This is a genomic window from Candidatus Pelagibacter communis (genome assembly GCF_001179965.1).
GTDB lineage: Bacteria > Pseudomonadota > Alphaproteobacteria > Pelagibacterales > Pelagibacteraceae > Pelagibacter.
On record NZ_CVSH01000060.1, the window covers coordinates 1 to 25,591 of the forward strand.

At 27.5% G+C, this 25,591-nt stretch carries 28 protein-coding genes; 13 read left to right on the plus strand and 15 right to left on the minus strand.

What is annotated here, in order from left to right; genetic code table 11:
• Positions 1 to 68: 68 nt before the first annotated feature.
• Genes AMN73_RS03990 through AMN73_RS04000 form a run of 3 tightly spaced genes read left to right on the plus strand, consistent with a single transcriptional unit; the run spans position 69 to position 2,865 of the window.
• A complete protein-coding gene (locus tag AMN73_RS03990) occupies positions 69 to 1,070 on the plus strand; it encodes a 3-deoxy-D-manno-octulosonic acid transferase (protein WP_256997845.1) in 1,002 nt (333 codons plus the stop codon).
• Positions 1,067 to 2,005 (plus strand): tetraacyldisaccharide 4'-kinase, encoded by a 939-nt coding sequence (gene lpxK / locus AMN73_RS03995; RefSeq protein WP_075534989.1) that lies wholly within the window; start codon positions 1,067 to 1,069, stop codon positions 2,003 to 2,005. Before AMN73_RS03990 ends, lpxK begins: the two co-directional genes overlap by 4 nt.
• Entirely contained in the window at positions 2,002 to 2,865 is an 864-nt protein-coding gene (locus AMN73_RS04000; protein WP_075534990.1) for a lysophospholipid acyltransferase family protein, read from the plus strand. Before lpxK ends, AMN73_RS04000 begins: the two co-directional genes overlap by 4 nt.
• 4 nt (positions 2,866 to 2,869) lie before the next feature.
• On the opposite strand, the gene AMN73_RS04005 is transcribed toward AMN73_RS04000, so the two are convergent.
• Positions 2,870 to 3,058, minus strand: coding sequence for a DUF2093 domain-containing protein (locus tag AMN73_RS04005; RefSeq protein WP_075534991.1), 189 nt, complete (start codon positions 3,056 to 3,058; stop codon positions 2,870 to 2,872).
• Positions 3,059 to 3,084: 26 nt separating this feature from the next.
• Here AMN73_RS04005 and purD point away from each other — a divergent pair, with 26 nt between their 5' ends.
• Together purD and rsmD are read left to right on the plus strand one after the other, a co-directional pair.
• Entirely contained in the window at positions 3,085 to 4,344 is a 1,260-nt protein-coding gene (gene purD / locus AMN73_RS04010; protein WP_075534992.1) for a phosphoribosylamine--glycine ligase, read from the plus strand.
• Between the two features lie 3 nt (positions 4,345 to 4,347).
• Positions 4,348 to 4,908, plus strand: coding sequence for a 16S rRNA (guanine(966)-N(2))-methyltransferase RsmD (gene rsmD, locus AMN73_RS04015; protein ID WP_075534993.1), 561 nt, complete (start codon positions 4,348 to 4,350; stop codon positions 4,906 to 4,908).
• Here the strand turns inward: rsmD and AMN73_RS04020 are convergent.
• The 6 genes from AMN73_RS04020 to AMN73_RS04045 are packed head-to-tail and all read right to left on the minus strand — an operon-like array spanning position 4,905 to position 11,299.
• Complete coding sequence (locus AMN73_RS04020) at positions 4,905 to 6,017, minus strand: glucose-6-phosphate isomerase (RefSeq protein ID WP_075534994.1); 1,113 nt, start codon at positions 6,015 to 6,017, stop codon at positions 4,905 to 4,907. The genes rsmD and AMN73_RS04020 overlap by 4 nt on opposite strands.
• Entirely contained in the window at positions 6,017 to 6,334 is a 318-nt protein-coding gene (locus AMN73_RS04025) for a DUF3035 domain-containing protein (protein ID WP_075534995.1), read from the minus strand. The genes AMN73_RS04020 and AMN73_RS04025 overlap by 1 nt, the downstream gene beginning before the upstream one ends.
• Entirely contained in the window at positions 6,327 to 6,827 is a 501-nt protein-coding gene (lspA, locus tag AMN73_RS04030) for a signal peptidase II (RefSeq protein ID WP_102133242.1), read from the minus strand. The genes AMN73_RS04025 and lspA overlap by 8 nt, the downstream gene beginning before the upstream one ends.
• Positions 6,828 to 6,834: 7 nt before the next feature.
• Positions 6,835 to 9,561 (minus strand): isoleucine--tRNA ligase, encoded by a 2,727-nt coding sequence (gene ileS / locus AMN73_RS04035; RefSeq protein WP_075534996.1) that lies wholly within the window; start codon positions 9,559 to 9,561, stop codon positions 6,835 to 6,837.
• Entirely contained in the window at positions 9,558 to 10,490 is a 933-nt protein-coding gene (locus AMN73_RS04040) for a bifunctional riboflavin kinase/FAD synthetase (protein WP_256997841.1), read from the minus strand. Before AMN73_RS04040 ends, ileS begins: the two co-directional genes overlap by 4 nt.
• On the minus strand, positions 10,484 to 11,299 hold the full coding sequence (locus tag AMN73_RS04045) for a TIGR01459 family HAD-type hydrolase (RefSeq protein ID WP_075534997.1): 816 nt from the start codon (positions 11,297 to 11,299) through the stop codon (positions 10,484 to 10,486). Before AMN73_RS04045 ends, AMN73_RS04040 begins: the two co-directional genes overlap by 7 nt.
• Before the next feature lie 122 nt (positions 11,300 to 11,421).
• Between AMN73_RS04045 and groES the strand changes: the two genes are divergently transcribed.
• The 4 genes from groES (at position 11,422) to AMN73_RS04065 (ending at position 14,909) form a co-directional block, all read left to right on the plus strand.
• Positions 11,422 to 11,715: a co-chaperone GroES gene (groES, locus tag AMN73_RS04050; protein ID WP_075534998.1), complete on the plus strand. Its 294-nt coding sequence runs from the start codon at positions 11,422 to 11,424 to the stop codon at positions 11,713 to 11,715.
• Between the two features lie 19 nt (positions 11,716 to 11,734).
• A complete protein-coding gene (groL, locus tag AMN73_RS04055; protein WP_075534999.1) occupies positions 11,735 to 13,387 on the plus strand; it encodes a chaperonin GroEL in 1,653 nt (550 codons plus the stop codon).
• Positions 13,388 to 13,485: 98 nt separating this feature from the next.
• Complete coding sequence (locus tag AMN73_RS04060; protein ID WP_075535000.1) at positions 13,486 to 13,848, plus strand: HIT family protein; 363 nt, start codon at positions 13,486 to 13,488, stop codon at positions 13,846 to 13,848.
• A 5-nt stretch (positions 13,849 to 13,853) separates the two neighbouring features.
• Positions 13,854 to 14,909, plus strand: a complete 1,056-nt coding sequence (locus AMN73_RS04065) for an HNH endonuclease (protein WP_075535001.1) — start codon at positions 13,854 to 13,856, stop codon at positions 14,907 to 14,909.
• A 26-nt stretch (positions 14,910 to 14,935) separates the two neighbouring features.
• On the opposite strand, the gene AMN73_RS04070 is transcribed toward AMN73_RS04065, so the two are convergent.
• From AMN73_RS04070 to AMN73_RS04080, 3 genes are all read right to left on the minus strand, one after another.
• On the minus strand, positions 14,936 to 15,376 hold the full coding sequence (locus tag AMN73_RS04070; protein ID WP_143323197.1) for a hypothetical protein: 441 nt from the start codon (positions 15,374 to 15,376) through the stop codon (positions 14,936 to 14,938).
• A gap of 319 nt (positions 15,377 to 15,695) precedes the next feature.
• Positions 15,696 to 16,379, minus strand: coding sequence for an FkbM family methyltransferase (locus AMN73_RS04075; protein ID WP_075535003.1), 684 nt, complete (start codon positions 16,377 to 16,379; stop codon positions 15,696 to 15,698).
• An 18-nt stretch (positions 16,380 to 16,397) separates the two neighbouring features.
• A complete protein-coding gene (locus tag AMN73_RS04080; RefSeq protein WP_075535004.1) occupies positions 16,398 to 17,045 on the minus strand; it encodes a membrane protein YczE in 648 nt (215 codons plus the stop codon).
• A gap of 49 nt (positions 17,046 to 17,094) precedes the next feature.
• On the opposite strand from AMN73_RS04080, the gene AMN73_RS04085 reads away from it, so the two are divergent.
• Positions 17,095 to 17,781, plus strand: a complete 687-nt coding sequence (locus AMN73_RS04085; protein WP_075535005.1) for a DUF6134 family protein — start codon at positions 17,095 to 17,097, stop codon at positions 17,779 to 17,781.
• On the opposite strand, the gene AMN73_RS04090 is transcribed toward AMN73_RS04085, so the two are convergent.
• From AMN73_RS04090 to AMN73_RS04100, 3 genes are read right to left on the minus strand one after another with little or no spacing between them, the layout of a single operon-like run.
• On the minus strand, positions 17,771 to 18,943 hold the full coding sequence (locus tag AMN73_RS04090; RefSeq protein ID WP_075535006.1) for a hypothetical protein: 1,173 nt from the start codon (positions 18,941 to 18,943) through the stop codon (positions 17,771 to 17,773). The genes AMN73_RS04085 and AMN73_RS04090 overlap by 11 nt on opposite strands.
• 24 nt (positions 18,944 to 18,967) lie before the next feature.
• The gene (locus tag AMN73_RS04095; protein WP_075535007.1) at positions 18,968 to 20,161 is read right to left on the minus strand and encodes an SAM-dependent methyltransferase; all 1,194 of its coding nucleotides are present in this window, start codon (positions 20,159 to 20,161) and stop codon (positions 18,968 to 18,970) included.
• Positions 20,162 to 20,178: 17 nt separating this feature from the next.
• Complete coding sequence (locus AMN73_RS04100) at positions 20,179 to 21,042, minus strand: dihydrodipicolinate synthase family protein (RefSeq protein ID WP_075535008.1); 864 nt, start codon at positions 21,040 to 21,042, stop codon at positions 20,179 to 20,181.
• A 46-nt stretch (positions 21,043 to 21,088) separates the two neighbouring features.
• Here AMN73_RS04100 and AMN73_RS04105 point away from each other — a divergent pair, with 46 nt between their 5' ends.
• Positions 21,089 to 22,054 (plus strand): glycosyltransferase family 9 protein, encoded by a 966-nt coding sequence (locus tag AMN73_RS04105; protein ID WP_075535009.1) that lies wholly within the window; start codon positions 21,089 to 21,091, stop codon positions 22,052 to 22,054.
• Here the strand turns inward: AMN73_RS04105 and AMN73_RS04110 are convergent.
• A complete protein-coding gene (locus AMN73_RS04110) occupies positions 22,051 to 22,560 on the minus strand; it encodes a DnaJ domain-containing protein (RefSeq protein ID WP_075535049.1) in 510 nt (169 codons plus the stop codon). The two genes, AMN73_RS04105 and AMN73_RS04110, sit on opposite strands and share 4 nt — an antisense overlap.
• A 13-nt stretch (positions 22,561 to 22,573) precedes the next feature.
• On the opposite strand from AMN73_RS04110, the gene AMN73_RS04115 reads away from it, so the two are divergent.
• Entirely contained in the window at positions 22,574 to 24,649 is a 2,076-nt protein-coding gene (locus tag AMN73_RS04115; RefSeq protein ID WP_075535010.1) for a S9 family peptidase, read from the plus strand.
• Positions 24,650 to 24,743: 94 nt separating this feature from the next.
• A complete protein-coding gene (locus AMN73_RS04120; RefSeq protein WP_075535011.1) occupies positions 24,744 to 25,190 on the plus strand; it encodes an Hsp20 family protein in 447 nt (148 codons plus the stop codon).
• 36 nt (positions 25,191 to 25,226) lie between these two features.
• Here the strand turns inward: AMN73_RS04120 and AMN73_RS04125 are convergent, their stop codons facing one another.
• Positions 25,227 to 25,520 carry a hypothetical protein gene (locus tag AMN73_RS04125; RefSeq protein WP_075535012.1) on the minus strand — a complete coding sequence of 98 codons (294 nt, stop codon included), beginning with the start codon at positions 25,518 to 25,520 and terminating at the stop codon, positions 25,227 to 25,229.
• Between the last annotated feature and the right edge of the window lie 71 nt (positions 25,521 to 25,591).

Consider the following 25,591-nt stretch of genomic DNA (forward strand, 5'->3'; position numbering starts at 1 on the left):
AAAACCGTTTTTCCAATTAATTCTTTCAAGAATTTTTAAAGCGTCTTTTTTGCTACTCTCAAATATTAATTACAAGTTCAACTATTAGCTCAGCTAAGGTTTTTAATAAATTTAAATTTAAAAAAACTGTTCATCAGTTTTTTCCAATAGATGCAAATATAATTTCAAAAAAATTTCTTAATTATTGGAAACCGTGTATGGCAATTTTTATAGATTCTGAAATTTGGCCAAATACAATACACAACTTGAATAAAAGAAAAGTTCCTACAATATTATTAAATGCAAGAATAACTAGAAAATCTTTTAAAAGATGGCGCCATCTGGGAAATTTTGGAAAAAAAATCTTTCATAGTTTTACATATGCATTCCCTTGTAATAAAGAAACTCTTAATTATTTGAAATTTCTAGGAGTGATTAATATCAAACTGATTGGAAATTTAAAATTTACTCAAAAAAGATTTAAAAAAGATATTGCTCCATCTAAATTAATTAAATTTTTAAGTAAAAAGGTTTTTTGGTGTGCATCTAGTACCCATAAAGGTGAGGAGGAGTTTTGTATTGAAATACATAAAGGGTTAAAAAAACTTCATAAGAATATAGTTACAATCATTATTCCCAGACATGTGAATAGAAAAGATGAAATAATTCAAATTATAAAAGAAAAAAACTTAAACTTTTATTGTCATAGTTCTAATAAAATAATTCCAGTTAATACCGATATATATTTAGTTGATACTTATGGTGAAACTGAGATTTTTTATAATCTTAATAAAATTGTTTTTATGGGTGGATCAATTGTAAAGCACGGTGGTCAGAATCCATTAGAGCCTGTTAGATATGGATGTAAAATCATACACGGACCAAATGTAGAAAATTTTAATGATGTTTATAAATTATTAAATATAAATAATTTATCAAAAAAAATTTTGTTAAAAAAAAATTTTATCAGTGAAATAGAAAAATCTTTTAAAACAAAAAAAAGTTCAAGTTTGATTGTTAAAAAAATAGAGGATATAGGTATAAAAATACTTAAAAATACTACAAAGGAATTAAAAGCATTTATTAAATGAAATTTTATAAGCCGAAATTTTGGGATAAAAAAAAACCAAATCTTCTTGCTTTAATTCTTCTTCCATTAACCATTCTACTTTTAGCTAATAATTTACTTAGAAATTTTTTTAAAGCAAAAAAAAGTATAGATATCATAAAAATATGTATAGGAAATATTTATGTTGGAGGCACAGGAAAAACTCCTTTAGCAATAAAATCTGAAAATATAATGAATGCTGCAAAATTAAATTCTGTGATAATTAAAAAATTTTATAAAAATCAACTTGATGAACAGTTACTTATTAAAAAATATTCAAAACTTATTTGTAAAAAAAAAAGATTGGATGCTGTCAAAGAGGCTAAAGTCAAAAATTTTAAATACGCTATATTTGACGATGGATTGCAGGATTATTCAATTGATTATGATATAAAAATTGTTTGTTTTAATAATATTCAATGGATAGGAAATGGCTTTCTTATTCCCGCAGGACCTTTAAGAGAAAAATTAGACTCAATAAAAAAATACGATGCAATTGTTATTAATGGCGATCCAAGACTCAATGGTGACTTAGTTAATGAGATAAATAAAATAAAAAAAGATTTGCAGATTTTCGAAACTAAGTATGAAATATCTAACCTGGAAGAATTTGATAAGAAACTTAACTATGTTATCTTTTCTGGAATTGGAAATCCAAAAAACTTTTTGAAAATTTTAAAAGAAAATAACTTAAATATATCGAAAGAATTTATTTTTCCAGATCATCACAATTATACTGATAATGATTTGGGAGACATTATAAATTATTCTAAAACAAACAATCTAAAAATAATCACCACAGAAAAAGATTATTTTAAACTTAATGAAAAGTTTCAAAATGAAATGTTATATTTAAAACTAAAACTTAAAATATTTAATGAAAAAAAATTTCTAGAATTTTTAACACACAAAAAATGAAAATTATTCTTTATTTTTTACAATATATTTTTATTAAATTATTTTTTTTAATTTGTAAAACTATTGGTTTTAAAAAAGCATCTAACTTTGGAAAATTTGTTGGTGAAAAAATTGGTCCTATATTCAAATCAAAAGAGATTATTAAAAAAAACATAAATTTAATTTTACCTAACACAAGCCAAGAGAATATAGATATAATTACAAAAAAAATGTGGGGAAACTATGGAAGAATATTATCAGAATATGTTTTTTTAAAAGGTTTTAGAAAAGGCAACTTGGAAAAATATCTCAATATATCTGGACTAGAGTATTTGAATGAAATAAAGAAAAAAAATATCCCTGTTGTTTTTATATCTGGTCATTTTAATAACTTTGAGTTAATGGCGATGCAAATTGAGAAATCTGGTCTAGAACTTGGGGCAATATATAGACCTCTAAATAATTTTTTCTTGAACAGCACTATGGAGAATATTAGAAAAAAATTTATTTGTAGAAATCAAATTAAAAAAGGATTGTCTGGTATTAGAGAAATTTTAAATTTATTTAAAAAAAATATTTCAATAGCATTAATGATTGATCAAAGAGTTACTGAAGGTATAAAATCTAACTTTTTTAAAAAAGAAGCTTTCACTACTACAATACCTGCTCAATTAGTCAAAAAATTTGGTTGTCCAGTAGTTAGTATTTATATCGAAAGAATTGATGGGCATAATTTTAGAATGACTATAGAAAAACCAATATATTTTTCTAAAGATAAAAGCACAGAAGATATTACTCAACATTTAAATTATTTACTTGAAAAGATGATTTTAAAAAATCCCGAACAATGGATTTTAACTCACAATAGATGGAAAATTTAATTACTTATTTGCTTTCCTTTTTTTTTGATGCCTCCACATAAGAGTAATAAGCTTCTTGGTCTTCAACATTCCAGTAAGTCAAGTTTTCTATAGGTATTTTTTTATTTGAAATAGCGCATAATACGTAATCACCAGGCTCAATAATTTCAAAATTATTAGGCAAATATCTCAATTTAGCTAATTTATTTTCCATACTTAAGTTATATAAAATATATATATATGAATATTGGAATTATTGGAAGTGGTGGACGTGAACATGCGCTGTGTTTGAAATTGAAAGAGTCAGACCTCGTTAACAAAATTTATTGTTTTCCTGGAAACGCTGGAACAGAATTACTAGCAGAGAATATTGATATAAATATTGACGACTTTAACGAGATTAAAAAAAAATCTCTAGAAAAAAATATTACCTTATTAGTTGTTGGCCCTGAAAAACAACTCGTTAATGGAATAGTAGATTTTTTTAAAAATACTGGTATCCAAGTGTTTGGTCCAAATAAAATTTCTTCTCAACTTGAAGGTTCAAAAATTTTTACAAAAAAACTTTGTAAAAAGTTTAATATCCCAACTTCAAAATTTGAGATATTTATAAAAAAAAGTGATGCTATTAATTATTTGGAAAATTCAAAATACCCTATAGTGATCAAGGCCGATGGCCTGGCATCAGGAAAGGGCGTTTATATTTGTAAATCAAAAAATAACGCAGAAGAAGCCGTAAATGAAATATTTAATGGAAAATTCGGTAAAGCTGACTCAATTTTAATAGAAGAATTTTTAGAAGGAGAGGAAATGAGTTATTTTGTTATATGTGATGGAAAAGATTATAAATTTTTTCAAACTGCACAAGATCATAAGAGAGTTGGTGAGGGAGATACAGGTCCTAATACTGGTGGGATGGGAGCATACTCACCATCTAGATTGAATAATGATAGTCTTCAAGACAAAATCAATAAAAAAATTATAGATCCAACCATGGCTGGGTTGAAAGAACTTAATACAAATTATATCGGCTTCTTGTATGTTGGACTTATGATATGTGAAAATGAACCATACCTAATTGAATTTAATGTTAGAATGGGAGATCCAGAGTGCCAAACAATTCTCCCACTACTAAAGTCAGATTTAGCAAAAATCATTCTATCATGTTGTAATCAAGAGCTAGGGGTGGAAAATATTGAATGGCTAGAAAAAAAAAGTTTGTGTATCGTCTTATGTTCAAATGGATATCCAGGTGATTATAAAAAAAAAGTAATTATAAATAATGTAAAAAATTTAAGAGTTAAGGAGGGTCAATTTATTATTCATGCTGGTACTAAATTTATAAAAGAGGATTTATATTCTTATGGGGGTAGAGTGTTAAATATAGTGGTAACCTCGGATAGTTTTGAGAGTAGCAAAAAAGACGCTTTAAAAATTCTTGAAAGAATTAATTGGAAAAACGGTTTTTATAGAAAAGATATTGGATACAAAGTTACATAATGCATGAGAATAATATCTGGAAAATTTAAAGGGAAAAAATTGCATCATCCTTTAGATAATTTAACTAGACCATTGAGAGACATGGTAAAAGAGGCGATCTTTAATTTTCTTGCTCACTCAGAACATATCAAAATCAATATGAAAGAAGCTTGTATTTTAGATCTTTTTTCTGGTTCAGGATCTTTTGGTATTGAATGTATTTCAAGAGAGGCGAAAAAGGTTGTTTTCTGTGAAAATTATGAGCCAGCATTACGTGTATTAAAAAAAAATATTAAATCTCTTAACGAAGTAAAAAAAATTGAAATAAATACACAAGATATTTATGAAATGCTGGATTCTCAAAATTTTAAAAATAGATTTAATTTAATTTTTTTAGATCCGCCATTTAAAGAACAAAAAGTCAATGAGCTTTTGTCATTGATAAATAAATCAGATATTTTGGAGAAAGATGGTCTAATTATTTTGCATAGAAACAAAAAAAGTAAAGATACGTTAAATATGAAATATGATATTTTGTTAGAAAAAATATATGGAATATCAAAGATATATTTTATTAAATTTTAGATGTTTAATATTTTTTTAGTTTCAATTTTTATTAATTCGACTGCTGGCTGATCAAAAGGATCTAGATTTAAAGCCTCTCCTATCAAAATTGTTTCCAACATAAAGAAGGTAAACATCTCTCCTAAAGAACTCTCGGATCTGTCTAATAAATCAAAAGATCTAAACGGTATTTTTTTTCTCTTAAAGATCGTTTGTGTTGCATATTTTTGTGCTAATTTTATATTTGCTAGATGATTATTTTTTGAATGATCTAGAACATCGAAAAAAGTGTAAAAATTTGTGCTTGGTCCATCTAAATATAGTTGCATCATACTGTGGTTGTCTCTTGGTAAATTTGAGACCACTGGCAAAAGTCCTTTTGATTTTTTTCCTAAACTTTCTGCTATAAGTTGCTGATACCAATGAAATAAACCTTCTGAGTTTTCATCAAAATTCAGAACGATTGAATTATATTTTTTTTTTCTAATTAAAGCGACAGTTGAAATTACATTGCTAATTAATGAATTAATAAATCTTTTATTTTTAATTAAATTATCAAATCTCTTAAATTTTTTTGGATTAAGACCCATTAATAAAGCTGGCAGCATACCAACTTCAGACAAAACAGAATACCTTCCTCCAATATAATTTCTATGATCAATTATATCACTTTTAAGTTTTTTTGCTAAATTTCTAATTTGATTGTTTGAATTTTCACAAATAAATAAATTATTCTTTTTATTTTTTAAAGACTTGAAGTTAGAAATTGTTTCTAATGTATTTCCAGATTTTGAAATTACTAAATTTAATGGTTTTAAGTTTTGATTGTAGTTTTTTTTTAAATTTATATTATCAACAAAAGTAAATTTTTTTTTTATTTTAGGGCTAAAAAAGTTATAAATTGCTTTAGCACCAAGCGCCGATCCCCCCATTCCGATTAAATTAATATTTTTAAAATTATTATATTTTTTAAAGTTAATATTTTTATATGAATATTTATATTTTTGAGAAAAGCTTTTTATAAGTTTTTCTTGAACACAGGTATCAAGTTTTTTTTTTAGCTTTATTTCAAGATTTCTGTTTTTTTTTATGTTTACAAAATTTTTAAAATTTACAAAATGCTTTTGCATTAATCTTTATTTATTTGATCTATTACAAATTCTTCAGCAGATCTGTTACCTGTCTCGTTGCTCTTCACACTTTTCGAATTAATAGATTTAATTAAGTCTTTAATTTCTTCATCAACTAACTCAGATTGATCATTTATTTTTTCTGATTGTGGAACTGGTAGTTCGTCAAAATTTGGTGGAATTTCTAATGGATTTTTTTTTATTACTAAAAATTCATCACTATTCTCCTGTTTTTTTCCTGTTAAACCATCTTTAACGGTTTGACAGGAGTATAAAAATAAAAAACAGGAAAAATAGAGTAAAATTTTTTTATTCATTAGCTTTCTTTTCAACTTTATTAAAAATTATTTCAACAAAAATAAGGCATACAACACCTAATGTGATAAAAACATCTGCTACATTAAATATAAACCAATGAAAATCATTGTAATTTAAATCAATAAAATCTGGAACTGCAGAATAATAAAGTCTGTCGAATAGGTTGCCAAGTGATCCACCCAAAATGACAAAAAATATAAGTCCTTTTAAATTACTTGACTTTACACCAAGGTATAAAATTACAAAATTAACTAATACAATTATTAATGTTATTAAATTATAAATAAATTGTTTTTCAAATGACAATAATCCAAACCCAATTCCTGTATTCCAAACTAAAATAATATTTACAAATTGATTTAGATAAATATCCACTTTGCCATATGTTTCAGCAATATTTATTACATAAATCTTTGAAATTCTATCTAAAGTAAAAATTAATAATGTAATTAAAAAATAAATAATAATTTTCTTATTTATAAAATTTATCATTTAATTTTTATGTTGGATGCCTTTCGCATTCTGCTTCAGTAATTTTCCAACAAACAGGACATTTTTTTCCTTTTGCTTTTGAAGTTTTTACTTCTATGTTGTCTTTTGCATTTTCATCCAAAATAGTATTTGCAAGTGAAGTTATGCATATTTCTGAAAAATCATATTTTTTTGCAAGGTCATATAGATCCTTGGTCAATCTGATATCAATTGCGGTTTCTAAACTAGATCCTATCGTTTTGGCTGCTCTTTTTTCCTCAATACTGATATTTACTATATCTCTTATTTTATTTATTTTATTCCAGTTGTTGTTAAGCTCATCATCTTTCCAAGATTTTGGAAATTCTGGAAACTTTTTTAAATGAATGCTATTTTTTTCATCTTTGTTTAAAAGACTGAAAATTTCCTCTGTAGTAAAAGATAAAATCGGTGCAAACCATTTTAGCAAGGCGTCTAATATCGTATTTAATATTAAAATACAACTTTGTCTCTTATCTGAATTTTTTTTATCACAATATAAAGTATCTTTTCTAATATCAAAATAAAATGAAGAAAGATCTACAGTGCAGAAGTTTAATAATTCTTTGTACAAAACATGAAAATTGTACTCTCTAAAATTTGCTTTAAATTTTTCATTCAAAATATACAATTTGTGTAGCATTAATTTTTCGAGTTCTGGAAGTTTGCTAATATCAATATTAGCATATTCTTGCTCTGAATAATTGTCATTTATATTTCCCATTAAGTATCTAAATGTATTTCTTATCTTTCTATATGCTTCAGCATGTTGCTCTAAAATTGAGTAGTCTATTCTTAAATCTTCAGAGTAATCGGATGCAGTCACCCAAACTCTAAGGATATCTGCTCCATATTTTTTTAGAATATCCTCAGGAAAGATCTGGTTCCCTAAAGACTTTGACATTTTCAAACCTTTACCATCCATCACAAATCCGTGAGATAAGATACTTTCAAATGGAGCTCTGCCTCTTGTTCCACAAGATTCTAATAATGAGGAGTGAAACCATCCTCTATGTTGATCAGATCCTTCTAGGTACATAGATGCAGGCCATTTTAAGTCTCCTCTTTTTTCAAGAACAAATGAATGTGTAGATCCACTGTCAAACCAAACCTCAACGATATCTTTTAGTTTAACAAAATCTTCAGCTTTATAATGATCTCCTAAAAACTTTTGAGGGTCATCTGAAAACCAGCAATCTGATCCTTCTTTTTCGTAAATAGACGCAATATTTTCAAACACATCCTCATCTACTAAAACCTTGCCATCTGATTTAGAAATAAATATAGGCAATGGTACGCCCCAAACTCTTTGTCTAGAAACACACCAATCTGGTCTTGTTTCAATCATTGATCTCAATCTTTCTTTCCCTTTTGCAGGATAAAATTCTGTATCATCAATGGCTTTTAAAGCTTTATCTCTTAATTTGTGGCTTTCCATAGAAATAAACCATTGAGGTGTAGCTCTATGGACTAACGGAGCTTTAGATCTCCACGAATGAGGATATGAGTGGTTTAGTTTTCCATTCGCTAATAAATTTTTTTCATTTTTAAGCTTCTCAATAACAATTGGGTTTGCTTTAAAAATATGAATGCCTTCAAAATTTAAAACATGTTTTGTATACTTTCCATCATCATCAACTGTTTCAACAGCTTTAATATTATTATTTAAACATAAATTAAAATCATCTGGTCCATGGCTTGGGGCGCAATGTACTATTCCTGAGCCTTGTTCTGTCGTAACAAACCTTGCCTCAAGCATCGGTATATCATAATTGTAGCCTATGCTCTTAAATGGATGGGAGCAAACTACTCCATCAAAATCGGATCCATTTATTTCAGTAATAATTTTGTAGTCGTTAATTTTACAATCTGCAACTACACTTTTTAAAAGATCTTTTGCAACTATAATTTTTCTTGTGTTAAAATCACCTTTATCGTTAATTTGTATTATAACATATTTCAAAGATTTGTTGTAAGCTAAAGCTTTATTTGCTGGTATCGTCCATGGTGTAGTTGTCCAGATAATTACCTCAGTATCTAAAAGATTTTTTAATTTTGATTTTTGAATAGGAAACGAAACATAAATTGTATCCGATGTATGATCCATATATTCAACCTCTGCATCAGCTAGAGCGGTTTTCTCTACAGTGGACCACAAAACTGGCTTGTAGCCTCTATATAAACTACCTTCTTTTAAAAATTTACCTAATTCTCTTACTATTTGAGCCTCAGCGTCATAACTCATTGTAGAATAATAATTTTCCCAGTCTCCAACAACTCCAAGCCTTTTAAATTGTTCTTTATGAACTTTGATCCATTTATTAGCAAAATCTCTGCATTCTTTTCTAAATTCAACGACTGGAACGTCATTTTTATTTTTTTTATTTTTTTTATATTGTTCCTCTATTTTCCATTCAATCGGCAAACCATGACAATCCCATCCTGGAACATATACTGAGTCTTTACCATCCATTTGATGAAATTTTGTGATTATGTCTTTAAGAATTTTATTAAAAGCCGTACCCATATGAATATTACCATTTGCATAAGGAGGCCCATCGTGAAGAACGAACTTTTCTTTGCCTTTATTATTTTCTCTTAATAAATTGTAAAGATCAATTTTATTCCAATGTTCAACGATTTTAGGTTCTTTCAATGGAAGATTTGCTTTCATTGAAAAAGCCGTTTTTGGAAGATTTATTTGATCTTTGCTCATTTTAGTTTTTTAGCTATTTTAACATCTATATTTATCTGTTTTTTTAATTCATCTATACCATTAAATTTTTTTTCACCTCTGATAAAGTTTAAAAACTCAACTGTTAGCTTTTTATTATAAAGATTTTTTTTAAAATTAAAAATATTTACCTCAAGAAGAATTTTATTTTGGTTAAATGTAGGTCTATAGCCCAAGTTTGCTATTCCACTTAGTTTTTTTTTTGTATTATTAATTAAGATTTTAACTGCATAAACTCCTGGTTTAGCTATTACATAATTTCCAATATCTATGTTGCAAGTTGGGAATCCGATAGTTTTACCCAATCTTCTTCCAGGTTGTACAATTCCCTGGATTGACCAATTTCTGTCTAAGTATTTATTGGCAGTATGGATTTGTCCTTTTTCTAAAAGTTTCCTTATAGATGTTGAGGATATAATCTTTTTCTTTTTTTTTAAAGGTGAAGGATTTATTATTCTATAATTAAATTTTTCTTCAAAAAACTTTAATAATTTTACATCTCCCTCGCGCTTATTACCAAATCTAAAATTATTACTTACAAAAATTAATTTTGCAGATAATTTTTTGTAAAGGAATTTTTCAATAAATTGATTACATGTTATCTTTGAAAATTTTAGGTCGAATTTTTTGTTAATAACAAAATCAACTTTAAATTTTTTTAAAATTTCTAACTTTTGATTTAAGTTGGATATTCTATAATTTCTAATTTTTTTAAAAAAAAACATTTTAGGGATTGGATCAAAAGTCACTACCCCAATTTTATATTTTTTTCTTCTTTTTAATATTAAAGCTTTTTTAAACAATTTTTGATGTCCTAAATGAACACCATCAAAATTACCAATTAATATAATTGAGTTTTTGTGTTTTTTGTGAACATCAAAATTTTTGTAATATTTTATTTTACTTACCATTTTAAAAGTGATTGATAATAATTAATCTTTACATTGTATTTTAATTGAACTTTTTCAATATTTTTATCTATTTCTTTTTTATGTATACCTGAGGATATTAGCATAGAGTCGAAATTTTGAATATTAGCACCTTTAATATCAGTATTAAGATTATCTCCGATACATAATATTTTTTTATCTTTTATGTCTATAGCTTGTTGATATACAGGTGGATAAGGTTTTCCAAAATATTCAACCTTTCCTCCAAGATCCTCAAATATTTTTGCTACTGAGCCTGCACAATATTCTGTAATATTGCCTCTATCTACAATCAAATCAGGATTTGTACATATCATTATTTTACCAATTACACTTTTAAATAATTCTTTGTAATATTTTAGATCTTCTTCATATTCTTCGAAAAGTCCAGTGCACAATATAAAGTCGGATTGTTCTAAATTATCAATTTTATTTTTTTCAAACAGTTTAAAAAGATCAAAATCTCTTGGGGGTCCGATATGATAAAATTTTTTTTCTTTATAATTTTTTTCTAGATGTTTAAGTGCAGACTCCCCAGATGTATAAACTTTTTTACATTTATTTTCGTCTAATCCCATATTTTTTAAGAATTCAATTACTGTCCTATTTGGTCTTGGTGCATTAGTAAGCAAAATATAATTCTTATTTAATTTTTCTAATTCGTTTAAAACATTAACAGAATTTTGATACAGATTTATTCCGTTATGAAGTACTCCCCAAATATCTATAAAAAACACATCGTAGCTGTTCGCTACTGACTTCAGTCCTAAATCATCTAAATTTTTTGGCATTTAGGAGATATAGCTTAAAAATACCTATATTTCTTTGATTTTTTTACTTGATATATTTCTATGAATATCTTGAAAAATTATATGCTTACCTCTATATGACATTCATATTTTAAGGAGTTTTTATGAAATTTAAGCCTTTGCACGATAGAGTGTTAATAGAAGTTTTGGATAGCAGTGAAAAAACTGCTGGAGGAATAATAATACCAGATACCGCTCAAGAAAAACCACAAGAGGGAAAAGTTGTTGCCGTAGGTGGAGGCGCAAAAACTGAGGATGGTAAAATAATACCTATGGATGTTAAAGTAGGTGATAAAGTCTTATTTGGTAAATGGTCAGGAACAGAAGTCAAAATAGACGGTAAAGAATACAGTATAATGAAGGAATCAGACATTATGGGTATTTCAAAAACAAAATAATAATCTAAGGAGATTTATAATGGCAAAAATAGTTAAATTCGACTCTGATGCAAGAACATCAATGCTAAAAGGTGTTGATATTTTAGCAAACACAGTAAAAGTAACATTGGGTCCTAAAGGAAGAAATGTAGTTATTGATAAATCTTATGGTGCGCCTAGAACTACGAAAGATGGTGTTTCAGTGGCAAAAGAAATTGAGCTCGAGGATAAATTCGAAAATATGGGTGCTCAAATGGTTAAAGAAGTTGCAAGTAAAACAAATGACGAAGCTGGAGATGGAACAACAACTGCAACTATACTTGCACAAGCAATTGTAAAAGAAGGCTGTAAATATGTAACTGCTGGAATGAATCCAATGGATGTTAAAAGAGGTATAGATGCGGCAGTTGATCATGTTAAAGAAAAATTAATCTCATCAGCAAAGAAAGTAAAAGATAGTGATGAAATAGCTCAAGTAGGTACAATTTCTGCAAATGGTGATAAGGAAATTGGAAATATGATTTCAAAAGCAATGCAAAAAGTTGGTAATGAAGGAGTAATTACTGTCGAGGAAGCAAAAGGTATTGAGACTGAACTTGATGTTGTTGAAGGAATGCAATTTGACAGAGGTTATTTATCTCCATATTTTATAACTAATGGTGACAAAATGACAACGGAATTAGAAAATCCATTAATTCTTTTGCATGAAAAAAAGTTAACAAACTTACAACCAATGGTTCCACTATTGGAAGCCGTAGTACAAGCTGGACGACCTTTGATGATAATTTCAGAAGATGTTGAGGGTGAAGCTTTAGCAACACTAGTTGTAAATAAATTAAGAGGTGGTTTAAAAGTTGTAGCAGTTAAAGCACCTGGCTTTGGAGATAGAAGAAAAGCAATGTTGGAGGATATTGCGATTTTAACTGGTGGACAAGTTATATCTGAGGACTTAGGGATTAAACTTGAAAATGTAAAATTAAATGATTTAGGATCTGCAAAAAGAGTAAAGGTCGATAAAGAAAATAGTACAATTGTAAGTGGCTCAGGTAAAAAGTCAGATATAGAGGCAAGATGTGCTCAGATCAAACAGCAGATTGATGAAACTACATCAGACTACGATAAAGAAAAGCTTCAAGAAAGATTGGCTAAGTTAGCTGGAGGTGTTGCAGTAATTAAAGTTGGTGGTGCAACTGAAGTTGAAGTTAAAGAAAGAAAAGATAGAGTTGAGGACGCACTAAATGCAACAAGAGCAGCAGTTGAAGAAGGAATAGTAGTCGGTGGTGGATGCGCATTACTTTATGCATCACAGGATCTTGACAAAGTAAAAGTTAAAGGTGATGATCAAAAAGCTGGGGTTGAAATTGTAAAAAGTGCACTTCAAGCACCAATAAGACAAATTACAAAAAATGCTGGGGTAGACGGATCAGTAGTAGTAGGTAAGCTTTTAGAAACCAATAAAACATCTAATGGTTACGATGCGCAATCTGAGCAATATGTTGATATGTTTAAAGAGGGAATTATAGACCCAGTTAAAGTTGTAAGAACAGCGCTTCAGGATGCTGCTTCAATTTCTGGATTATTAGTAACTACTGAAGCAATGGTAGCCGATAAACCAGAAGAAAAAGACTCAACACCTGCAATGCCCGGCGGTGGAATGGGTGGAATGGGTGGAATGGGTGGTATGGGAATGTAATACGTTTCCATTTAGAGAACACTCCAAATACATACACTAAACAAAATTAGAACCCTCGGAGCGAATGTTTCGGGGGTTTTTTTATGGTATAATTTTTTATGAGCAGTCCTTTTCTCAAAGTAAAAGAGAGAATATTTGAAAATTCAGTTGGGTTTGTAATCTATGACAAATTTGCTGTAAACAAGGGTCATTGTTTAATCATTCCTAAAAGAGAATATGCAGATTACTTTGATTCAACGGATGAAGAGATAATAGGTCTAAATAAGTTATTATTTCAAACAAGAGAATATTTAAAAGAGAAATATAATCCCAATGGTTTTAATGTTGGAATAAATTCTGGTGAATATGCGGGTCAAACAGTATTTCATATGCATATTCATCTTATTCCAAGATATAAAAATGATGTTAAAAATCCTCGTGGAGGAGTAAGAAATATTATCCCTGGTAAAGGTGACTATTAATATTAATGTATAGAAAAACATTTTCAGATTTTAAAAAAACTTTAGATAACGATATTAGAACAATAATACATAAAGGTAAGAACGTAGCGTGTTATAAATTTCCATGGTTTCAAACAATATTAACTTTTGCAGAGCAGGGAAAAACTCATATTAAAAAAGAACAATTATCAAAACCTTTTGTTGAAAAAATAATAAAACATACAAAAAAAAGTCCATTTCAAGGTCAGACTAAAGTTAGAGATGGAAAGATGCTTAAAAGTGTAAAAGACCATGTTGATGGAAAAATCAATATGGAAGAGTTATTGTTAATAACAGAAAAAGAAGGATTTAAGGACGTAGTTAGAGCATTACCAATTATCGGTTCCAAAAAAATCACCGACGATTTGTATATTGATGAAATGAAAGTGAATAAAAGAATAATCCTTCAGGACAGTTTCTTAAAATTGGCACAAGATAAAAACCTAGTTAAATTATTAGATGCAGGAACCGACTCAAGATGGGATCTTCAACAAAGAGTGTGGGAAAAGAAGATACATCCTAGCGCACTAATATCATTTGATGAAAATAATGAAATGCTTTTTGAAGAACGTTTCAATCAAAGAATTTACCTTACATCCACCAAACCAACATTAACTAATTATCAAGGAGATGTTTGTTTTTACTGCAGAAAACCATATTCATTAAATGACTTAGAGGTAGAGCACTTTATTCCATTAGATTTGAATAAACAATTTTATTTACATAAAAAGAAAAAATTAAATTACAATCTTAATAATATTGGAAATCTAGTTAATGCATGTCAAAAGTGTAATGGACCAAAAGGAAAATGGCATATTTACTTTCCCAAAAAAGAGTTTTGGTATGAACTTCACTCAAGAAATGAACAAATGTGTAACTCTGAAAAACCTCTTGAATTAACTCTTCAATCGAACTTAGGAAAAACAACAGAGCAAAGGTTGCAAAAACTTATAGAATTAAGAGATTTATGTTTTGAACTTTATTTGAAAGAATGGGAAGGTCCAATAGAAATATATGGTCCATTGCATTATTACAAAAATTAAAAAATAAAAATTTATAAGTTTTATTTCTACGATCTACTTTTATGATGTTCAATCATATCTTTTAAATAAATTCCCGCAGGAGTACCAACTAGTAAAGAGTATAAATAATCAGAGGAATTTTTAAATTCAACAAATAAAAATCTTAGCACCGGGAAATCTCTTTTTAATTCTTCTAAACGTGATATCTGATCATCTGTTAATTTTCTCAATTCAACACTAATTTCGTCAATAATCTTTCTTTGCATTTCTTTTTCCAAATCTCGATAAATTGGAGCAATATACCTTTTTTCTTCATCAGTTTTTGATAATTTTGTAATATTGGGAATTTTCCTATAAATTTTTAATTTAGAAATTAGAGTTGCTCTAAATGCAATTGCACCACAAGTTCCGCAATTCCATTTTGTACAAAATTCACCTTTTTTTTCCTTTTCAATTATATCCAACAAAAACTTATACAACCAACTCATTTTACTATTAATCACATTTTTAAAAACCAAAAAATAATTTAGCAATATAAAACAACCCAAAACCTAGAATAATAAATAATATTATTCCACTTAATAATTGCCAAATAAAACTGAACATTGAGTTTTAGATATTAATTTTTTTTTAAAATTCAAGATTACTTGAAAGTTGTATCTTTTAACTTACTTTTAAATTAGAGGGTTTTCTCAATGAAGTTTTCAATGAAGTTCTTAAATAAATGAGTATTGGCGTACTAGAAATGAGAATGTAGGCGAATGTAATCCCCCATTTATTTCAAACAAAATTCAAAAAGGGCAGTTTTTACTGCCCTTTTTTTTTATTTCTATAAAGTACATCTTTATAATGTAACGTAGGATAGTAAAAACTCTTTACTGCCTCAAAGTCATTCTTTTTTAAAAAATTGTCTACTAAACTAAAATTATTGTGATATTGGCTAAACGTATGTTTCTCAATAAGTAGGAAAGGAATTTCTTTAATCTTATTTTTTGCTCCCAAAAGTACATTAAGCTCGTATCCTTCAACATCAACCTTAAGAAAGCTTTCTTTAAGTGAAATATTTTTAAAAACTGTATCAATTTTTTTTTGGTTTACTGATTGATATAAATTAGTTTTATTTCTATCACCAACAATAAATTTTTTAATTTTGAACCATAATGACTTATCATTGATTTTAGACATTGTAGAAAGAGATGTAAGATTTGATAAATAAATTTTTTTTTTACTATTACTATTTCCCAATGAGCAGTTATTCATTATTATATTTTTATTATTTTTAAATTTTTCTTTTAAATATTTAAAAATTTTTTTTTGTGGTTCAAAACAATAAAACTTGGTAAATTTTTTTGTTTTTAAAAAACTATTTAAAAAATCTCCTTTATGGCAGCCAACATCTATAAGGGTTTTGCAACCTAAATTTTTTGCATATGATGAAATTTTGTGATGGTGATAGTAACTTATAAAATCAAATATTTTCTCTATAAACATATTTCTTCTACTAAACTATTACGAAAAAATTCTATTCACAAGATAAAGTCCAAGAGCAACTGCGGGGCCTATCCCAAACGCGAATATTAATGTTCCTGGGCCTACAGTTCCACCTAAGTACCAACCAATACTTACTACTGATATTTCTAAAAAAGCTCTTACAGAAGCAATTGGTAGATTTGTTTTCTTTTGCAAACCAACCATTAAACCGTCTCTTGGTCCCGCACCAAGATTAGCAACAAGATAAATTCCACCTCCTAAACCAACTGTTAAAACTGCAATAATGCCTAAAAAAATTTGATAATAATAGTTTTCTGGTGTCGGTACAAATTTAATACAAAGGTCTATCATAATTGCAATTATAAAAGCATTTAGAATTGTACCTATTCCTGGTTTTTGCTTTAGAGGTATCCAGAAAATTAGAACTGTTATGCTAATTATGAAAGTCATTAAACCAATTGATAAATTAACATTTAATGAAATTCCTTGAGCAAGTACGCTCCAAGGAGATGCCCCTGAATTAGAAACAATTAGTAAGCCCTCTCCAAAGCCAAAAATTATAAGACCTAGACAAAGAAAAAATAGGGATGAAATTTTTGGTTTTAGGTTAAGTGGTTTCTTTGAGCTCCAAAATACCTGTGGAATTTTTTTAATTTTGAGAAACATTTTTTAATGTGGTGTTTACAATTTGTTTATATGAAATACCATAACTTTTATGAAAAAAATTTTACTGTGTTTTATATTGCTTATATATCCCCAAGCTTTAAGCAGCCATGTATCTCACTATAAAAATATTAAAAAAATTGAAATGGAGATTTTTAAGGATGGGAAAAATATAGGATACTGTAATTATGAATTTTCAAAAAATAATGGCACTATAGAAATATTTAATGAAACAAATTTTGAAGTAAAATTACTTGGTATCAAAGTTTTTTCAATAATAAGCAAAGGTAGAGAAGTTTATAAGAATAATAAATTATTTTCATTTAGCTCAAACACACTTCAAAATGATAAAAAAAAATTTGTAAATTTAGTATTTGATGAAACTGAAAATGTATTTAATATTAAAGGTTCCTCCTACACTGGTAAAGCTAATCGAAACTATATTATTGGTAATTGGTGGAATCATAGAATTTTAGAAAGCGAAACTCAAATAAGTCCAATGTCAGGAAGTATTAAGGATCAGGTTGTAACATTTTTAAAAAAGGAAAAAATTCAAATTTATGGAAAAGAATACCTTGCTCATAAATTTTCTTTAAAATCTAAAGATGAAAGCTTAAATGAGAATAAAAAATTAGACTTTGAAATATGGTTTGAGCCAAAAAAAAATTTAATATTAAAAGTAAGGTATAATAAAATGGGTACTTGGGAGTATGTTTTAAGAAATGTTATCACAAATTGACATTTATTTTTTTCTTTCTAATTTTAGATATTAATTGTGTTAAAGAATCTACCATCAAATCTGAGGCTTTAAAAATCTCTGTATGTTTAAATTCGTGAGATATATTTCTATCCGGATTTGTTTTATCCTCAATAATTATACCTTCATCTGGTGAGTTGTTCTTAATATATATTAACAAAAGCCATTTATCATCCTCGCTTTCGTCCCATTTAATAAAAATTTCTCCAGTTTCAAATCTTCTATCTATGCATCTTAGAATTGACATATGTCGTGTTATATGTCTTTTATTTAATTGAAATACAAGACTACTTGAACTTCTATAAAAACTCTCAAGTGCAAACTCTATTTTTTGTCTGGCTAAAGTATAATCTCTTTCTTTTTGTAATAGAGTTTCTCTATCCTCATCTCCTAAAGTTTTTATACCAAGAGCCTCTACTCTTTCTCTGATTTTTTGGTCTCTAATAATCTGATATTTTTGTTTTAAATTATCTATTCTTTCTTGAAGACTCGCATAATCTTCGCGTTTCTCTTTTAGAGAGATCTTTTCTAACTGCTCCAACTCTTTAATTTCTCTAATTCTAAACTTTTCGATTTGCTTCTCTATTTTAATTTGTTCTAAAAATTTTCTCTGTTTTTCTGCTTGCTCTTGACGAATAATTGCCTGCTCTTTTCTAAGGAAAAGTTTTATATCTTTTGCCCTTTCTTTCTCTAATTTTACCTCATCTTTTAAAATTTGTTCTTTTAGTTTAGACTGAAGATCTTTCTCTTCTTTGATTCTTTTTTCTTTTTCTAGTTTTTCTTTTTCAATCCTCTCAAGCTCCTTGATCTTTGAAATTCTTTTTTGTTCTTTCTTAAGTGATTTATATTCAATAATAGTATTAGACACATTCTCAAAAAATCTTTGTAAAAATCTGTCAATTGATACAAAGGGGTTAAATTTGATTTTGATATTTGGTTTAATTTTTTCTTGAAAATTAATTATATCTATAAGTATTTTTTTTTTCCCTTTTAAACTAAAATTATTTTTTTTTTTTAAAGATGTTTTTTTTTTCTTGAACTTCTTAATTTTTCTTTTTACTGAAAATTTTTTCTTATTTTTTCCTAATTTTTTAATATTTTTTTTTTTTGTTTTATTGACTTTCTTTTTACGCTTTTTTTTCATTATCAGAGCTTAAAACTTATCAATTTATAACTGATAAATATAGTCTCTTATATTTGGAATGGTGTTATTTTTTTTTGTAAGTTGAAATTGAAATACAACCTGGTCGCCCCATTTAAATGCCATTTCACAACCTGCTAGATAAAATTCCCACATTCTTAAAAAACGTTCATCAAACATTTCTAAAACCTCGTTTTTTTTGCTTAGGAACCTTTCTTTCCAATTTTTTAAAGTATACGCATAATGCATTCTTAAAACTTCGAGATCTGTAATAATCAAACCTGACTTTTCTATGGGAAGAGAAACTTCACTTAAACTAGGAGTATATCCTCCAGGAAAAATATACTTGGTTATCCATGGATGAGGGTTTCTGGGTGGCATACTTGAACCAATTGTATGTATTAATGCAACACCGTTATCATTTAGTAGCTTTGAAACAATATTAAAATACGTTTGATAAAATTTTCTACCTACATGTTCAAACATACCTACACTTACAATCCGATCAAACTTTTCGTTTAGTTGTCTATAATCAATTAGACGAAAATCTACCTGATTTTCTAAATTCAATTCTTTTGCTTTTTGCTTGCTATATTTAAGTTGATTTTCTGAGAGAGTAATCCCAACAACCTCACATTTAGATTTTTTTGCTATTTCAATAGCTAGTGTTCCCCATCCACTTCCTATATCTAAAACTCTTTGATTTGGTTTCAAATTAAGTTTTTTTATTATATGATTCATTTTATTCTCTTGAGCTTGTTCTAAAGTTTCATTTTCATTTTTAAAGTATGCACATGAGTATTGTCTGTTCTTATCTAAAAAGAGATCATACAATTTTTCAGATATATCATAATGATGAGCAACATTTTGTTTTGATTTTTTAATTAAATTAAAGTTTGTTAAAGATCTATATAATCCTTTTATTTGATTTAACGCTCTGCTGTAAAAATTTATTTCACCTCTACCAACATTTTTTAGAATAATTTCTAAAAATTCAGTTAGACTTCCATTTTCTATTAATACTGATCCGTTTGTATAAGCCTCTCCAAAATATAAATCTGGATGCAATAGAAGCTTATGATGCAAATTTTTATCCAAGATTTTTAATTTTATTGGGTCTTTTTTTTCTGGTTTGCCAATAATGTACTGATTTTTGTCAGCATCTATTAGCATAAAACCATCTTTTTTAATAAGCTTATTTAAAAAGTTAATAAGTTTCATCGGCTACTTCCAAAAAACTAATTAAAATCTAATTTTTTTAATTCTTCAAGTAGTTTTTTTTTATCATTTTCTTTAAGTAAACTAAGCGGTGGTAATAAATTTTGAAAAGATTTATCTTTTTTAGATAAATAAGTATGTAATCCAGAGATTAGGTTGTATCTATCAAAAGCTATTCTTACATTGCATAATTTATTATTATGTGTTTGATTTTTTTTATTTATAAAATCATCATAAACTTTCCTCGATAAACTAGCTGTAACGTTACATGTAGCTGTTATAATGCCAGAACAACCTATTTCTAATCCTTTAAGAAGTTTTAATTCAGATCCAGGTAAAATAGAGAAGTTTTTTAATTTTAAATGCTCAAATAAATTATATGAACTATCTTTTACACCAATTATATTTTCAGGAAAAAGACTTGCTAATTTTTCTACACTTTCTTTACTAAATTTATAACCAGAAAGTTTTTCAAAGTTGTATAAAATTATTTTACAATTAGATAACTTTTCAATTAATTTTATATAAAATCTAATTACATCTTTATCTTCATACATATAATAGGCTGGTGGCATTATCAAAAAATTGTTAAAATTATATGAGTTGCTTATTTTAATTAGGGATATAGTGTCTTGTAAGGAATTAAGTCCAGTCCCAATTATAAATTTATCTTTAAATATACTTTTTGAAATATTTTGAATTAACTCAAATTTTTCCTCTAATGAAATTAGTTGAGACTGCCCAGTGCTACCAAATATTACAACCCCGTGACATCCACTCTTTATTAAATTTTCTGCGTGTCGAATTGTTTTGTGTATATCTAATTTGAGATTTTCATCTAAAATAGATACTGAAGCCGCATAAATGCCATTAATTTTACTCATAAATTAAGCTTATATAAAAAGAAAAAATTAGTAAACATATTAGAAAATGAAAATTTTAATTGTTCAAAATAAAAAAGGTATTGGCGATTTAATTATTTTTTTACCGTTTATTGAGGCTTTAGCAAAAAAATTCGAAACCCAAGTTTATCTTCTTGTAAAAGAAAATTCTAAAGCTTTGGATATAGTAGAGGATAATAAATACATTAAAGAAATAATAGTATTAGATAGAGATAATCAAAGTAATGATGGTATTCATGAAGGAGTATTTGGGACTTTTAGATTAATTAAAAAACTTAAACAATATAAATTTGATAAAATTTTCATTTTTAATTCTTCTCTAAGATTTAATTTAATAGCAAAACTATGTTACATTAAAGATGTATATCAATATCCATTATTCTTTAAAAAAAATCAAAATATTACACTCGCAGCTCAAAAATTACTTGAAAGTAAAATGGGTATTAAGGTTAAGAGTGATCCTCAAATTCTAGTCGATGAGAAAAAAATAAATAGCATAAAAATTATTAATAATATTTCTAGTAATGAAAAAAACATTCTACTTGGCATTGGGGGATCTGGTTCCACAAAGCGTATCCCAGCAAAGACTTTTTTAAAATTTATGGATTATTGCGATGAAAATTATAAGTGTCGTTTTTTTTTAGCTACTGGCAAATTACATGAAGAGCAAATTATATTAGATGAGATTTTAAATTCTAAATTCAAACAAAAGTGTATAAGACTGGATAATCTAAGATTAAAAGAAACATTGCCTTATATAAAAAATTGTAACATTTCGATTTGTAATGACTCAAGCTTTAGTCACTTATCAGCTGCATTAGGTATACCAACAATTGTTCTAATGGCTGATACTCCAATTATATATGGAAGTTACAGTCCTAGAATGCATCCAATACTACCTGATGGAGTTAAAGAGGTTAAGCATGATACTTTGGGTAAAGATAAAATAAATGCGCAAAAAATTTACGAAAAATTCGAGTTTTTAATTAATTAAGCTATATCCTTAATTACAATTTCTTTTGCTTCATTGACAATCGATGCTAGCCTTGACAACTCAGGGCTAACATCAGGGTGAATTTTTTTCATAATTTTTTTGTATGAGTTCAGAATTTCCTCTTTTGAATATTTTTTACCTGGTTCTAAATTTAAAATTTTATAAGCTTCATCACGTGACATATTTTGATTATTTAAGTTTGAACCTGTCTGATTAAAGTTAAATCTTCCTGAATTTTTTAGAATTCTTAATAAGCTCCAAAACCTCAAAACCTGTAGTAATGTAAAACCAGCTTTTGTTTTAACTAAAGGTAATATCATCATTAAAAAAGGTAATGAAAAAATGAACCTTCCCGCATAAGCCATTATCACGGCCAAAACTATTGAGGAAATAATAACAAAAGTTCTTATGCTCTTTGAAATTTTGGCACTAGACGTTTTTATAAACCAGTTAAGAACTAGGTAAATTAGGACAAAAATTAATAGTGTCAAAAAAAAAATATTCATATAATAAGCTCTCATGAAAATACCACAATTAGCAAAAAAACCTGAGAAAAAATCTTGTCACGGTATTGAATGGGAGGATAATTATAGCTGGATACATCAAAAGAATATTCTTGAAGTTTTAAAAGATGGATCAAAATTAATACCAGAGGTTAGGGATTATTTAGAAAAAGAGAATGCCTATACGGAATTTCATCTTAAAGATACGAAGGAAATTCAAAAAAAACTTTTTGACGAGATAAAAGGTAGAATTAAACTAGATGACGAGTCGTTACCGTTTAAAGATCTAAAATATTTCTATTGGACCAAAACAACTGAAAAAGGAAATTATTCTATAAAGCTTAGAAAAAAAATTGGAACTGATGAAGAGGAAGAGATTTGGAATGGAGATAAAGAGAAAAATAAATTAAAAACCGAATATTTTGGTGTGGGTGATCTTGAGGTTAGTTGGAATGATGAGTTTTTAGGATACTCCTTGGATTTAAAAGGATCCGAGTATTATACAATTTTTGTTCGAAATATAAAAACCGAAAAATTTGTTACTGAAGAAATAAAAGATACTTCTGGTTCAATTTTATTTAGTCTGGATGATAGATATATTTTCTATTCGAAACTAGATGAAAATCATCGACCAAGAAAAATTTTTAGACACAAATTAGGTACATCCGTCAACGAAGATGTTTTAATATTTGAGGAAAAAACTGAAGCATTTACTGTAAGTATAGGATTAAGTTCAGATGAAAAATATTACTTTATATCAACTTCAGATCATAACACATCAGAACAATACTATTTTTCTGTGAATGAGGAAAAACCAAAGCCTAAGTTAATTCAAAGAAGGGAGAAAGGTATTATTTACAGTGTTAACTCTTGGAACGATAGTTTTTATATGCATACAAATAAAGATGCCGAGGACTTCAAAATTGAAAAAACTAAAGACATAAATTTTAAAAAATGGGACACCTATGTGCCTGCAAAAGATGAAACATTAATTGGTGGTTTAACCTTTCTAAAAAATTGGGAAATTAGATCAGAAGTAACAAATGCATTAGGAAAAATATTCGTTAAAAATTTAAAAGATAATAAAGAGGAAGAATTAATTTTTTCAGATGAGGAAGTATTTGATGGTGGGGTTTCTTTAGTTCAAAAAGATAAAAATACTGATTTAATTCATATTTCTTACTCAACTCCAAAGACACAATCCAGAGTTTATTTATATAATTTGAGAACTAAGGAGAAAAAATTAGTAAAAGAACAGATTATCCCATCAGGACATAATTCAAATGATTATGTTGTTGAAAGACTAGAATGTTTGTCTCATGATGGAAGAAAAGTTCCATTAACTATTACAAGACACAAAAAAACTAAAATTGATGGAAATGCTAATGTATTGCTTTATGGATACGGATCTTATGGAAATTCCATGTCGCCTAATTTTTCATCTACAAGACTTAGTTTAATAAATAGGGATATTATTTGGGTAACAGCCCATATTAGAGGTGGATTGGAGAGAGGCATGAAGTGGTGGAAAGAGGGAAAACTGCTTAATAAAAAAAATACATTTAAAGATTATCTAGCAGTTGCAAAATTTTTGATTGAGAAAAAGTATACATCAAAAGGTAAAATTGTTGGAATGGGTGGTTCTGCAGGAGGGTTATTAATGGGAGTAGCAGTAAATGAATCTCCTGAATTATTCTGCGCAGTTGTTATGGCTGTCCCATTTGTGGATAGCTTGACGACTAATTTAGACCATTCCTTACCTTTAACTATTGGCGAGTTTGATGAATTTGGTAATGCAAAAGATAATGAAGAGCATTTTAATTATATTTATTCTTATGCTCCATATAACAATATAAAAAAAATGGATTATCCAAACATTTTAATTACAACAAGCTTAAGCGACAATAGAGTTCTTTTTGATGAACCTGCAAAATTCACTGCAAAATTAAGAGAATATAAAACTGACAATAACATTTTATTGCTCAAGACAGAAATGAATGCTGGTCACGGTGGAAAATCTGGAAGAGATGGTGCAATCGAAGAAATAGCTTTTGATTATAGTTTCATTCTTAAAATGACAAAAAAAATATAATTTTTGTAGCTTGAATTATTAAAATTTATTCCCATATAAATAATGTAAATCGCCTAATGGGGTTTACGCTAACCTTGCTAACAAAGGAGGAAAAATGACAAGTAAGGATCTATCTATATTTAATTCTCTACGACCTTTTTCAATTGGTTTTGACGACATGTTTGACCAATTTGAAAATATGTTAGGGAATGGGAATTTGGCTATGCAGTCAAATTATCCACCATATAACATAAGGAAAACAGGTAATGATAAGTACTCAATTGAGGTTGCTTTAGCTGGTTTTTCAAAAAAAGATGTAGAGGTTGAGTTTGAGGATAATTTGTTAACAGTTAGAACAAAACAAGTTAACAAATCAGAAGATAAGAATGTAAATGGTGAAATTCTTCATAAAGGCATTTCACAAAGACAATTTGCAAGATCATTTACAATAGCTGATGATGTTAAGGTAAATGGTGCTGAGCTGAAAGATGGTCTTTTAACAATTGCATGTGAAAGAATTGTGCCAGAGTACAAAAAAAAGAAGTTAATAGAAATTAAGTAATCTTTAACCTTGCTTGTGGGGGTAACCCCACAAGTTTTAAAAACAGCCTTTAGACATAAATCCTATTACAATTTCTTTGTTATTTATCTCAAATTTTCTCTCGCAAGGGATTCCATATTTTTTAGTTTTATATACAAAGATTTTTTTTCCTGTGTCACTCAATTCTTCCGAATCCGGTATTCCCATTTCTATTTTTAATTCCTTTGATGATTTTCCTATAAATTGACTTAGTTTTTCGTTTTCTTTCTCAACAATCTCATCCGTTTTATTTTTTACAGTGCTACAGTTTGAAATTATTAAAAATATTACAATCAGAGCAATTTTTTTCATAATTTTTAATTTATCATGATTTTCTTAACAAGAAACTAACTCTTGAGTTGAAAAATGTTAACAACCAAAAG

Bases quoted from the DNA above. Each gene is read 5' to 3' on its own strand.
- AMN73_RS04040 (WP_256997841.1), bottom strand. From the start codon at position 10,490: ATGGTAAGTAAAATAAAATATTACAAAAATTTTGATGTTCACAAAAAA.
- AMN73_RS04090 (WP_075535006.1), bottom strand. From the start codon at position 18,943: ATGAAAAAAAAGCGTAAAAAGAAAGTCAATAAAACAAAAAAAAAAAAT.
- AMN73_RS04120 (WP_075535011.1), top strand. From the start codon at position 24,744: ATGACAAGTAAGGATCTATCTATATTTAATTCTCTACGACCTTTTTCA.
- groL (WP_075534999.1), top strand. From the start codon at position 11,735: ATGGCAAAAATAGTTAAATTCGACTCTGATGCAAGAACATCAATGCTA.
- AMN73_RS04125 (WP_075535012.1), bottom strand. From the start codon at position 25,520: ATGAAAAAAATTGCTCTGATTGTAATATTTTTAATAATTTCAAACTGT.
- lpxK (WP_075534989.1), top strand. From the start codon at position 1,067: ATGAAATTTTATAAGCCGAAATTTTGGGATAAAAAAAAACCAAATCTT.
- AMN73_RS04075 (WP_075535003.1), bottom strand. From the start codon at position 16,379: ATGTTTATAGAGAAAATATTTGATTTTATAAGTTACTATCACCATCAC.
- AMN73_RS04100 (WP_075535008.1), bottom strand. From the start codon at position 21,042: ATGAGTAAAATTAATGGCATTTATGCGGCTTCAGTATCTATTTTAGAT.
- lspA (WP_102133242.1), bottom strand. From the start codon at position 6,827: ATGATAAATTTTATAAATAAGAAAATTATTATTTATTTTTTAATTACA.
- AMN73_RS04060 (WP_075535000.1), top strand. From the start codon at position 13,486: ATGAGCAGTCCTTTTCTCAAAGTAAAAGAGAGAATATTTGAAAATTCA.
- rsmD (WP_075534993.1), top strand. From the start codon at position 4,348: ATGAGAATAATATCTGGAAAATTTAAAGGGAAAAAATTGCATCATCCT.
- groES (WP_075534998.1), top strand. From the start codon at position 11,422: ATGAAATTTAAGCCTTTGCACGATAGAGTGTTAATAGAAGTTTTGGAT.
- AMN73_RS04005 (WP_075534991.1), bottom strand. From the start codon at position 3,058: ATGGAAAATAAATTAGCTAAATTGAGATATTTGCCTAATAATTTTGAA.
- AMN73_RS04065 (WP_075535001.1), top strand. From the start codon at position 13,854: ATGTATAGAAAAACATTTTCAGATTTTAAAAAAACTTTAGATAACGAT.
- AMN73_RS04045 (WP_075534997.1), bottom strand. From the start codon at position 11,299: ATGCCAAAAAATTTAGATGATTTAGGACTGAAGTCAGTAGCGAACAGC.
- AMN73_RS04115 (WP_075535010.1), top strand. From the start codon at position 22,574: ATGAAAATACCACAATTAGCAAAAAAACCTGAGAAAAAATCTTGTCAC.
- AMN73_RS04020 (WP_075534994.1), bottom strand. From the start codon at position 6,017: ATGCAAAAGCATTTTGTAAATTTTAAAAATTTTGTAAACATAAAAAAA.
- AMN73_RS04110 (WP_075535049.1), bottom strand. From the start codon at position 22,560: ATGAATATTTTTTTTTTGACACTATTAATTTTTGTCCTAATTTACCTA.
- AMN73_RS04025 (WP_075534995.1), bottom strand. From the start codon at position 6,334: ATGAATAAAAAAATTTTACTCTATTTTTCCTGTTTTTTATTTTTATAC.
- AMN73_RS04085 (WP_075535005.1), top strand. From the start codon at position 17,095: ATGAAAAAAATTTTACTGTGTTTTATATTGCTTATATATCCCCAAGCT.
- AMN73_RS04070 (WP_143323197.1), bottom strand. From the start codon at position 15,376: ATGAGTTGGTTGTATAAGTTTTTGTTGGATATAATTGAAAAGGAAAAA.
- AMN73_RS04080 (WP_075535004.1), bottom strand. From the start codon at position 17,045: ATGTTTCTCAAAATTAAAAAAATTCCACAGGTATTTTGGAGCTCAAAG.
- ileS (WP_075534996.1), bottom strand. From the start codon at position 9,561: ATGAGCAAAGATCAAATAAATCTTCCAAAAACGGCTTTTTCAATGAAA.
- purD (WP_075534992.1), top strand. From the start codon at position 3,085: ATGAATATTGGAATTATTGGAAGTGGTGGACGTGAACATGCGCTGTGT.
- AMN73_RS04095 (WP_075535007.1), bottom strand. From the start codon at position 20,161: ATGAAACTTATTAACTTTTTAAATAAGCTTATTAAAAAAGATGGTTTT.
- AMN73_RS04105 (WP_075535009.1), top strand. From the start codon at position 21,089: ATGAAAATTTTAATTGTTCAAAATAAAAAAGGTATTGGCGATTTAATT.
- AMN73_RS04000 (WP_075534990.1), top strand. From the start codon at position 2,002: ATGAAAATTATTCTTTATTTTTTACAATATATTTTTATTAAATTATTT.